At 72.9% G+C, this 10,260-nt stretch carries 7 protein-coding genes; 3 read left to right on the forward strand and 4 right to left on the reverse strand.

Going from position 1 to position 10,260, the window contains the following annotated elements:
- The 3 genes from VGD70_RS26075 to VGD70_RS26085 all read left to right on the forward strand — a co-directional run.
- Nucleotides 1-2,586, forward strand: a 2,586-nt coding sequence (locus VGD70_RS26075; protein ID WP_331085808.1) for a tetratricopeptide repeat protein, incomplete at its 5' end; no start/stop codon positions are given.
- A gap of 54 nt (nt 2,587-2,640) precedes the next feature.
- Nucleotides 2,641-3,198: a TetR-like C-terminal domain-containing protein gene (locus VGD70_RS26080; RefSeq protein WP_331085810.1), complete on the forward strand. Its 558-nt coding sequence runs from the start codon at nt 2,641-2,643 to the stop codon at nt 3,196-3,198.
- A 12-nt stretch (nt 3,199-3,210) separates the two neighbouring features.
- Nucleotides 3,211-3,837 carry a hypothetical protein gene (locus VGD70_RS26085; protein WP_331085812.1) on the forward strand — a complete coding sequence of 209 codons (627 nt, stop codon included), beginning with the start codon at nt 3,211-3,213 and terminating at the stop codon, nt 3,835-3,837.
- Here the strand turns inward: VGD70_RS26085 and VGD70_RS26090 are convergent.
- Genes VGD70_RS26090 through VGD70_RS26105 form a run of 4 tightly spaced genes read right to left on the reverse strand, consistent with a single transcriptional unit; the run spans nt 3,814 to nt 10,172 of the window.
- Nucleotides 3,814-4,761 carry a DNA double-strand break repair nuclease NurA gene (locus VGD70_RS26090; protein ID WP_331085813.1) on the reverse strand — a complete coding sequence of 316 codons (948 nt, stop codon included), beginning with the start codon at nt 4,759-4,761 and terminating at the stop codon, nt 3,814-3,816. The genes VGD70_RS26085 and VGD70_RS26090 overlap by 24 nt on opposite strands.
- A 10-nt stretch (nt 4,762-4,771) precedes the next feature.
- Nucleotides 4,772-7,207 carry an SMC family ATPase gene (locus VGD70_RS26095; RefSeq protein ID WP_331085815.1) on the reverse strand — a complete coding sequence of 812 codons (2,436 nt, stop codon included), beginning with the start codon at nt 7,205-7,207 and terminating at the stop codon, nt 4,772-4,774.
- The gene (locus tag VGD70_RS26100; RefSeq protein ID WP_331085817.1) at nt 7,207-8,367 is read right to left on the reverse strand and encodes an exonuclease SbcCD subunit D; all 1,161 of its coding nucleotides are present in this window, start codon (nt 8,365-8,367) and stop codon (nt 7,207-7,209) included. Before VGD70_RS26100 ends, VGD70_RS26095 begins: the two co-directional genes overlap by 1 nt.
- Before the next feature lie 11 nt (nt 8,368-8,378).
- Complete coding sequence (locus tag VGD70_RS26105) at nt 8,379-10,172, reverse strand: ATP-binding protein (RefSeq protein ID WP_331085819.1); 1,794 nt, start codon at nt 10,170-10,172, stop codon at nt 8,379-8,381.
- Between the last annotated feature and the right edge of the window lie 88 nt (nt 10,173-10,260).

Genomic DNA, 10,260 nt, shown 5'->3' on the forward strand with positions numbered 1-10,260 from the left:
GAGCTGGCAGAGCAGGCCCTGACCCTGTGGCGCGGCCGCCCGCTGGCCGACCTGGCAAGCGATCGTGCAGATGCATGGCGCACCCGGTTCGTGCAGAACTCCTGGCTACCGGCCAACTTCGCCCTCCTGGAAGCCCTCCTGGCCACCCACCGCTACGACGACGCCCTGGAACGCCTGGATGAGCTCCAGGCCGACCACCCGCACGACCTGTCGCTGGCGATGTTGCGCCTGACCACCCTGCACCACGTCGCCCGGGGCGGCGAGGCGACCGCGTACTACCTCGGCATGCGCCGGCACTTCGTCACCGAGTTCGACCAGCAGGCAGCCGACCACCTGATGGCCCACTACAACGGCCTGTTCGCGCCGAGCCTGGACCTGGGGCACCAGCCGGAGCCGGTGGTCCGGCCACGCCAGCTGCCGCACGACATCGCCGACTTCGCCGGCCGGGAGGATCTGCTGGCCGCACTCGACAGGGCCACCACCACGGCCGATGGCGAGGCCACCAGCGGGGTCGTGATCCTCGACGGGATGGCCGGCGTCGGCAAGACCGCGCTCGCCGTCCGGTGGGGCCACCGCGCGCGGAACCGGTTCCCCGACGGGGAGCTCTGCGTCAACCTCAACGGGTTCGGCGACGCAGCCCGGGTCGAGCCGTCCACAGTGGTCGATGACTTCCTGATCGCGCTCGGGCACGAGTCGGATCCGCGGATGGAACACCGGTCGCGGGAGCTGCTGCTGCGTCGCGTGCTCGCCGGCCGGCGCATGCTGGTGATCCTGGACAACGTGCGGGACACGGCGCACGTGGCCGGGCTGGTCCGGCTGCTGTCGAACTGCCTGGTGCTCGTGACGAGCCGGCTGCGGCTCGGCTCGCTCGCGGCGGCGACCGGTGCGCGGCGTGTCCGCGTGGAACCGATGACGCCGGACGAGGGCGTGGATCTGCTGTCCCGGCGGCTCGGTGGCCCGGCGCGACTCGACCAGGACCGCCGGGAACAGGTCATCGCGCTGTGCGCCGGGCTGCCGCTGGCGATCACCCTGCTGGCCGACCATGTCGCCCGCGCGCCCGCGGCGGAGCTGTCGGGCTTCGTCGACAGCCTCGACCGCCGCCAGCTGATCACCGACATCGGCGAGCACGGCGACGGCGTGGCGAAGGTGCGTGCGTTCTTCTCCCAGTCCTATCTCGCGTTGGGGCCCGCCGAACGCCGACTGTTCCGATTAATCGCCTTACATCCGGGGCCCGACATCAGCATCGACGCGGCGTGTGCGTGCGACGGCCGAACCCGCTCGGATACCACCAACAGTCTCAACGTTTTGGTCGGCTCGCATGTGCTGGAGCAACCAGAGACGCTCGACCGATTCCGCTTTCACGACCTGATCGGCGAATTCGCGACGGAATGCGCGGAGCTCGACGAATCCCCGGAGTCCAGGAGTGCCGCGGATCACCGAATTCTGACGTTCTACCTGACCACCGCCAGAGACGCGGTCGGGGCGCTGTATCCCAGCCTGCCGCTGGCTCCGCCACCGGAGGGGCTGCCGGCTGTGACGGCGGCGCCGTTGGCCGACGTCGCGGCGGCCCGTGGCTGGTTCGACCGGGAGCGCACCACCCTCACGGCGGCGATCGGCTACGCCTTGGACCAGGGGTTCGCCGAGCTGGTCTGGCAGCTCGCCGACCCGGTGACCACCTACTTCGATCGCAAGGGGTACTTCGCCAGCAGCTGCGCGCTCCGCGAGCTCGCGGTGACCGCCGCCCGGGTCTCGGGGCACCGCCTCGCCGAGGGGTCCACGCTTCTCGGGCTGGGCATGGTCCGGCTGACGCTCGGCGAGCACGCCGCGGCCCGGCGCCGGCTCGCCGAGGCGATGCCGCTGTTCGAGGCCGAGGGCAACGACCGCGGCGTGGCCGCGACACTGCACCAGCAGGGCAAGGTGGAGATCGTGCGCGGCGATCCGGCCGCGGGGCTGGACCTGTACCTGCGCTCGCTGGCGATCGTGCGGCGGATCGCCGACCAGGAGGCCGAGTGCTGGGTCCGGCTCAGCCTGGGCGAGGCGTACCGGACGATCGAGCAGCACGGCGAGGCCCTGGTGCACCTGCACGAGGCCAAGTGGCTGGCCCAGCGGATCGGCGACGACCCGGCCCTCGGGAGCAGCCTGGCCATGATCGGCGCCGCGCACCGGGACCTCGGCGACCTGCAGGCCGCGGCGGCGCACACCGAGCAAGCCCTCGCGATCGTGGAGGACGTCGATCTCGGGGTGACCGCCAAGGTGTGCATCGAGCTCGCCGAGCTCGCCGAGGCCCGCGGCGATCCCGCGACGGCGGTCGGCTACGCCCGCCGGGCCGTCGCGGTCTGCCGCCAGATGCGCAACGTCGTGTACGAGGCGCAGGCCGACGAGGTGCTGGGCGACGTGCGGTACGCCAACGCCGACCTGCCGGACGCGGTCGCCGCCTGGCAGGACGCCGCGGACCTGTGCGCCCGGCTCGGCGACCCCACGCGGGCCGCACTCATCCAGGCGAAGATCGACAAGGTCCCGGCGCACGACATCCAGCTGCCCCGGGCGCGCCCCGGGACCCTGCCGGCACCGGACCGACGCCCTTGACTCATCCGGCTAATGCCATTAGCTTTTCGGCTATGAACATTCGCCGGAGTTCTCGTGCCTAGGGCCGGGCTCTCCGCCGCCGTTGTCGTCGACGCCGCGCTCGCGGTGATCGACGAGCACGGCAGCGACGGGCTCACCCTCGCCGCCGTCGCGGCGCGGACCGGGGTTGCCACGCCCTCGCTGTACAAGCACGTCGCGGGGCTGGGGGAGCTTCGGGTGCTGCTCGGCATCCGGGTGCTGGAGGAGATGACCGAGCGCTTCACCGCCGCGGTGTTGGGGCGCAGCCGGGACGACGCCGTGTCCGCGCTCATGCGGGCCTACCGCGACTACGTCACCGAGTACCCGGCCCGCTACGCCAGCATGCCGCTCGACCCGCTGCACGACCCCGGCCTCGCCGCCGCCGGGGGCAAGCTCCTCGAGGTCGTTTTCGCCACCCTGCGCGGCTACGGCCTCACCGACTCCGCGGCCGTCCACACCACCCGCTGCCTGCGTGCCGTCGCGCACGGGTTCGCCTCGCTCGAGGCCGGCGGCGGGTTCGGCCTGCCCGAAGACCTCGACCAGACCTACGACCAGCTCATCGACACCGTCCTCGCCGGCCTGCCCCGAACCTGAAGGAGACCTCCCATGTCCAGACCCAGCGCCATCGTGTCAGCCGTCGCCGGCGTGCTGTTCCTCCTCTACCCGGTCGTCCGGCCGTGGACCGACGAGACCACTGTGGACGGTGCGCACGCGGCGATGGCCTCCGGCGCCTGGGTCGCCTCGCACCTGTTCGCCATGCTCGGCTTCGTCCTCGTGCCCATCGCGCTCCTGTCCCTGCGCCACGCGATCGGCCTCGCCCCCGCGGTCACCATGTGGGTCGGCGCCGGGCTCACCCTGCCCTACTACGGCGCCGAGGACTTCGGCCTGCACGCCGCCGCCACCAAGGGCACCGGCCTGCTCGCGGTCGCCGAGGCCGCCCGCTACAACCCCGTGGCCGTCACGATGTTCGGCGCCGGCCTGCTGACCCTCGCCGCCGGCGCGATCCTCGTGGCCGTCGCGATCTGGCGGTCCGGCGTGCTGCCGCGCTACAGCGCCATCGCGTTCGCGGCCGGGTTCGCGTTGTTCCTGCCGCAGTTCTTCACGCCGGCGCCGGTCCGCATCGCGCACGGGGTGCTGATGCTCGTGGGCCTCGTCTGGCTGGCGGTCGCGATGTGGCGGCCCGCGCCGGCCGCCGCCCCGGCGACGGTCCTAAGCGGCCAGGGCGCCGCGTAGCGAGCGGTACAGCAGCGCGGCATCGCCAAGGCGGTGCCGCAGCTGCCGTTCCAGGCCACCGATCGGCACCAGGTTCTGCGGCGCCCGCGGGTCCTTGTGCGGCGAGCTGGCGAGCCCCGGCAGCACCCGCGCGGTGACGTCGGCCAGCGCGACCGCGTCCTCCGGCGGCAGGTCGGCCGAGCACTCCAGCCGCACCACCGCCGACCACGGCGCGCGCGACGCACCCGGCAGCCGCAGGTACCACGAGTGCCGCTCCCAGGACGTGCCCATCGTGAACACCGGGCTCCGCTGCCCCGGCGCCAGCTCCGCGACGACCGCCGCCTGCTCGGGCTGCAGGTAGGACTTCTGGTGCGTCTTCACGTACCCGACGGTCCGCGCCAGGTGCGTGCGCCCGCGCAGCGGACCGTCCACGACGAGCAGGTCGTCCTCGACGTTGCTGTGCTGGCGCCACGAGTTGGCGAGCTCCACCTCCAGCTCGGACAGCCGCCGCTGCACGCCGAGGGTGAGCTTGTCCAGGCCGCCGGTGGTGCGGCGGAACGTGTAGCGCGCGTGCCGGGTCGCGATGTCGCCGCCGGACTCCGCGTACAGGCCGCGGTCGACCGCCACGTCGAGGATCCGCGCGACCCCGTCGCAGCACACCAGGCCCGCCGCGAGCGACGCGACGACCCCGGGCAGCGGCTCCGGCTCCTCGCCGTGCACCCAGATCCGCGCGTCGATCCGGCGCACGCCGTCGAGGAACAGCACCGAGCCGGGCAGCGCCCCACCCCGCGGCGACAGCGGCCGCCACCGCGCGGCCGGCAGCTCCAGGTCCAGCTCGAGCCGGGCCGAGGACTCGCGACCGTCCAGCTCGTCCCCACGGGCCACCCCGTAGCCGGGATCCCACGGGTCGACCGTGTACGAGGTCGGCGACAGCAGCGAGGTCATACCGCCACCATCACACCTCGACCCGCCGCAGCCGCGACGACGCGCCGTCCCTGCTCACCGCGAACTGCACCGGCACCCGCTCGGCCAGCGCCGGCACGTGGGTGACGATGCCCACCATCCGGTCGGTCTCCTGGGCCAGCCGCTCCAGCGTGGCCGCCACTGTGTCCAATGTGGACTCGTCCAGCGTGCCGAAGCCCTCGTCGAGGAACATCGAGTTGAGGTCCCGCTTGCCCCCGGACAGCCCGACCACCTGGTGCGACAGCGCGAGCGCGAGGGCCAGCGAGGCCTGGAACGTCTCGCCGCCGGACAGCGTGTTGACCGGCCGCTGCGTGCCCGCGTCGTTGTGGTCGACCACCACCAGCTCGTTGCGCTCCGCGCGGTGCAGCTCGTACTGCCCGCCGGAGAGCTGCATGAGGATCTCCGACGCCTCGGTGACCAGCGAGTCCAACGCCTCGGCGCACAGCCACGCCTCGAACCCGTTGGACTTGAGCAGGTTGCCGAGCATCCGCGCGACCTGCTCGTCCTCCCGGCACTTCGCCAGCTCCGCGGCGAGCGCGGCGGACCGCGTGCGCTTCTCGACCAGGTCGGCCAGGTCGCGGGCCGACCGTTCCCGGTGCGAGGCCAGCACCACGTCCGGCTTCGCGTCCCTGGCGAGCGCCACGCCGTGCCGCTCGAGCAGCGAGGTGAGCTCCGCGCGCGCCGCGCCGCCCTGCGCCCGCAGGTCCTGCTCGGCCTTCTCGAGCTCGGCGGCCCTGCCGGCCAGCTCCCCACGCTGCTTCTCCGCCCACGTCAGCAGCACCTGCCACGCGGCGGCGAGCTCGGTGCCCTCGACCGGCGGGACGCCCAGCGCGACGAACTTGTCGCGGCCCGCCCGCAGCGCCGACCAGGCCCGCTGCTCCTCCTCGGACAGCTCGGCCCGGTCGCGCTGGGCCCGCTCGACGGCCGTCCTGGCGACCTTCGCCGCGGACCGCGCGCGGTCAGCCGCGGCGTCGGCGGCCTCGCGCCTGCCCAGCGCGGCGTCGACCTCGGCCGCCGGTGGGGCGTCGCGCAGCTCGGCGGCGTGGTCACCGGCCTGCTTCTCGGCGGAGCTCACGTCCGCGCGGGCCGCCGCGGCGGCCTTGCTCGCCTCGGCGTGCGCCCGGCGCAGCGCGGTGACCTGCGCCTTGGCCGCCGTGACCGCGGCCCGCGCGGCGTCGAGGTCGGCCGGGACCTCGTGGTGGGGCAGGTCGTGCACCTGCTGGCGGCACACGGGGCACGGCTCGCCCTCGGCGAGGTCGGCGGCGAGCGCGACCGCCCGGTGCGCCCGGTCGGCCGCGGTCCGCGCGGCCTCGGCATCCGCGAGCGCCGTCTCGGCGGCGGCGAACTCGGCCGCCGAGCCATGCTCGGCCTCGTCGGCCGTCGCGGCGGCGGAGCGCAGCCGCTCCAGCCGGCCGGCCAGCGTCGCCGACCGGGCATGCGCGTCCCGCCAGCGGGAGAGGACGGTTTGCTCCGGCAGGTCGGCCCGCGCGGCCTCCGCCTCGGCCTCCTTCTTCTCCGCGGCGACCCGCTCCTCGAGCCGGCGCCCGACCTCCTCGTCGGCCACCGCGAGGCGGGTGGACAGGTCCACCACGTCACCCGGCCGGCGCAGCGCGCCGAGGTCGGAGAGCTGCTCGCGGGCCTGGCCGGCCTTGGTGTTCGCCTCGGTCCACCGCGTCCGCAGGGTGGCCATCTCCTCCACTGCGGAGTCCACTGTGGACACCAGGTCGTCGAGGTCCGCGACCTTCCGCTCGGCCGCGGCGACGACCTCGTCGGTGACCGTGCCCAGCTCGTTGAGCCGCTTCTGCGCCGAGTCGAGCTTGCTCGCGGCGACCTTGGCGCGCTCGCGGGCCCGCTGCCCGACGTCCTCGTAGACCGCGTAGGCCAGCAGCTGGATCAGCAGGTCCTGCCGGTCGCCCGGCTTGGCCTGCAGGAACTCCGCGAACCGCCCCTGTGGTAGCACCACACACTGGGTGAACTGCTCGTAGCCGATGCCGAGCAGCTCACTGACCGCCCCGGTGACCTTGTCGCCCTCGGCCATCGGCTCGGCGACGGCCTCCATGATCTTGGCCAGGTCCGCGTCCGGCGGCACACTCGGATCGAGCCGGTCGAGCCGCGCCTCCTTGGTCTGCACATTGCCTTGCGGGGTCCGGCGCAGCAGCCGCACCGCCGCGTACCGGCCACCCGACGCATCGAAGACGAGGGCGACCTTGCACTCCGCGGTGGACGGCGCCAGCGCGTTGCGGATGACGTTCCCCTTCCCCCAGCGCGGAACCGTGCCGTAGAGGGCGAAGCAGAGCGCGTCGATGACCGTGCTCTTGCCCGATCCGGTGGGCCCGGTGAGCACGAAGAAGTCCACATCGGACAGATGGACGTCGGTGCTCTCGCGATAGCTGCCGAAGCCCTCGAACATCAGGCGCAGCGGGCGCATCAACGACCTCCGGTGGACTCTTCGAGCAACTCGGCGAACATCGCGCCGAGCCGTGGGTCCTCGACTTCCTTCTCCGCCAGGAAGTCGGCGAACAGGTCGGTCGGGGAGCGGCCGATCCGCGTCCGCACGGCGCCACCGGCGTCGGCCTGGGCGCGGAACTTCTCGTCGATCTGCACGTCGAGCGTGTTCGGCAGTTTCTCCCGCACCATGTCGGCGAGCCCGGCACTGGCCTTCTGCGTGAGGATGACCCGCAGGAAGCTGTCGCCCGCCTCCGCACCGGCGGCGACGACCTCGTCGAGCGTGCCGCGCAGGGTGGCCAGCGACCGGCCACCCTTGAGCGGCACCGGCCGGATCTGCGCCCGGCTGTCCGGGGTGGCGTGCACGATCAGCGCCACCGCCTGGTTGTCCTCCTCGCCGAAGTCCAGCGCGATCGGCGAGCCGGAGTAGGCAATCGGGCAGGGGCCGCCGATCTGCTGGTACCGGTGCAGGTGACCGAGCGCCGCGTAGTGCGTGGTCGCCGGGAACGTGTCCGGCGGCACCTCGTAGCCCAGCAGCGTCTGCACCGCCCGCTCGCCGCCACCCCAGCGGCCGCCGAGCAGCGTCGCGTGTGTGGTGACGAGGTTGACGCTGTCGCTCGTGAACCCGGCGCACAGCATCTCGATGATCGACCGCATGCGGTTGGCGTAGTCCTGGTTGTGCCGTGCGGGTTCGTGCAGCAGGACCTCGGCGGCGCGGACCGCGAGCCGATGGGACAGGAACGGCAGCGCCGCGACCACGGCACGCTCGCCGGAACGCGTGTCCAGGGTGATCGTGCCGCCGTTGTCCGGGGTCTTCGGCGTGCCGATGACATGCATGCCGAGCGCGCCGAGCACCGGCCGGTACACGTCGTTCACCAGGTTCTGGTTGTCGTGGTTGCCCGCCAGCACCACCACGTGGCGGCCCTCGGCCCGTAGGTTGATCAGGGTCCGCATGACCAGACCCTGTGCCTGCGAGTTGGGCGCAGAGGTCTCGAACAGATCCCCGGCCACGATGACGAGGTCCACGTCCTCCTCGTTGGCGATCCGGACCAGGTCGCGGAGAACGACCTTCTGCTCGTCGATGCGGGGCTGGTTCTTCAGCACCTTGCCGACATGCCAGTCGGCGGTGTGCAGGATCTTCATGCGGCCCTTCTCTAGAACGGGGGCGGGTCGTCGTCTTCGTCCGCACCAGCGATGCCCGCGAACGGGTCGGCCGGGGCGGCCGGGCCCGTGTCGACGCCGGTCCACGTGCCCTTCTCGGCGGGCCGGGTGGCCCACGCGGGGAACGGGAACTCGATGGCGAGCGGCACCGGGATATCCGGCTGCGACACGAACATCGTGCCGGGCTTCGCGATCGTTGCACGCTGGCGCTGGGCGGCCGGCAGGTAGCCGTACTCCGGCCGGGACGCCTCGGCGGGGTCGAGCCGGCCGGCGACGCGGATGGAGCAGTTGGCGACGATGCGCCGCTCGACCTCGCTGGCGGTCTGCTGCGCGCCGATGAGGATGACGCCGAGCGAGCGGCCGCGCTCGGCGACGTCGAGGAGGATCTGCTTGATGGGGCTGTCGCCGTCGCGCGGGGCGTACTTGTTGAGCTCGTCGAGGACGATGAACATCAGGGGGCGCGCGGTGCCCTGCTCCTCCTTGCGGCGGAACTCCTGGCGCAGGGTCACGCCGACGACGAACCGCTGGGCCCGGTCGGGCAGGTTGTGCAGGTCGATGACGGTGACCTGGGCCTCGGACGTGGTGAGCGCGCGGTTGCCGCGGTCCTTGAGGTCGGCCCGGATGATGCGCTCCAGCGGGCGGACGGCCGAGCGCAGCCGGCGCAGGAACGCGTTGACGCTGCCGGTGGACGTGCTGCCGGCCACCCAGTCGCGGCGGGTGTCCTCGTCGAGCAGCTCGTCCTCGATGAGTCCGACGAGCTGCTCGAAGCTGCGCAGCTGGCCGCCGCGGCCGGGGTCGACGTTGGCGATCTGGACCGCGCCGTCCGTGCCGACCTTGGAGTAGTCGCGCCTGAGGCGGGCGGCGACCTGGCTGATGAGCATCGTGTACTGGCTGCGCTCGTCCTCCCCGTCGGCGAAGACGAAGGGCAGGAGCTCCTGCTCGCAGAACTCGGCGAGGGTCCAGTAGAAGGGGCTGACGGCCTTGTCGCGGGCGCGGACGTCGGGGGTGCCGTTGGGGTCGCCGGGGCGCGGCGGGGCGAACACCTGGACGTTGCGGAACGAGGTGGCCGGGAGGCCGAGGAGGCCGTACTTCTGCCGGTACTCGTCGGTGAGCCGGGAGTTGGTGTAGTCGAGGAAGAGCAGGTCCTCGCCCTTGACGCTGAAGATGAGCGCCTTGGTGTTGTGCGCCTCGCCGGCCAGGACGCCGGAGTTGAAGATGGAGTGCAGCAGGAAGGTGGCGAAGCTGGTCTTGGTCGCGATGCCGGACACGCCGGAGATCGACACGTGCCCGCCGCGGGTGCCGTCGATGAAGTCGAAGTTGGCGTAGACCGGCTGCCCGTCCCGCCCGAGGCCGATGGGCACCTTGGCGTCGGCCATCTTGTCGAAGTACAGGGCGGAGTCGCGCTCCTCGCCCATGGCGCGGGTGACGGCCGTGCCCGGTCGCGGCGGCACGTAGATCTCCGGCTCGACCCGGGTGACCGTGACCTCGGCGACCTCGCTGACCTCGGCGGGCAGCGCCCCCTGCTCGATGAGGAAGACGTCGGAGGCGAAGCGCGCCCCCTCGTGCCCGGCCTCGACGTTGGTGACCACGCCGGCGATCTGGATCTCGGTGCCGTCCGGGAGCTTGCGCCGCGTGACGACGACGTCGTCGAGCTGCAGGAACTGGTCGGCGGCCACCCCGACAGAGAACTCGAGCGGACTGGCCGCGACGGTCCCGACCACCAGCCCGACCGGCACCTGCCCCGCGAGGGTCACCGCCCCGTTGGGCGACGGACTCGGCTCGGCCACAGACGCTCCTCGGCTCGCTCGTCAGCTGAGCCCGCAGTCTATGTCCGGCCCCCGGCAACCCCCGGGAGCGCCGCACCCGGCACGTCGC

The sequence above is a fragment of the Actinophytocola sp. genome, assembly GCF_036402745.1.
Taxonomy (GTDB): domain Bacteria; phylum Actinomycetota; class Actinomycetes; order Mycobacteriales; family Pseudonocardiaceae; genus Actinophytocola.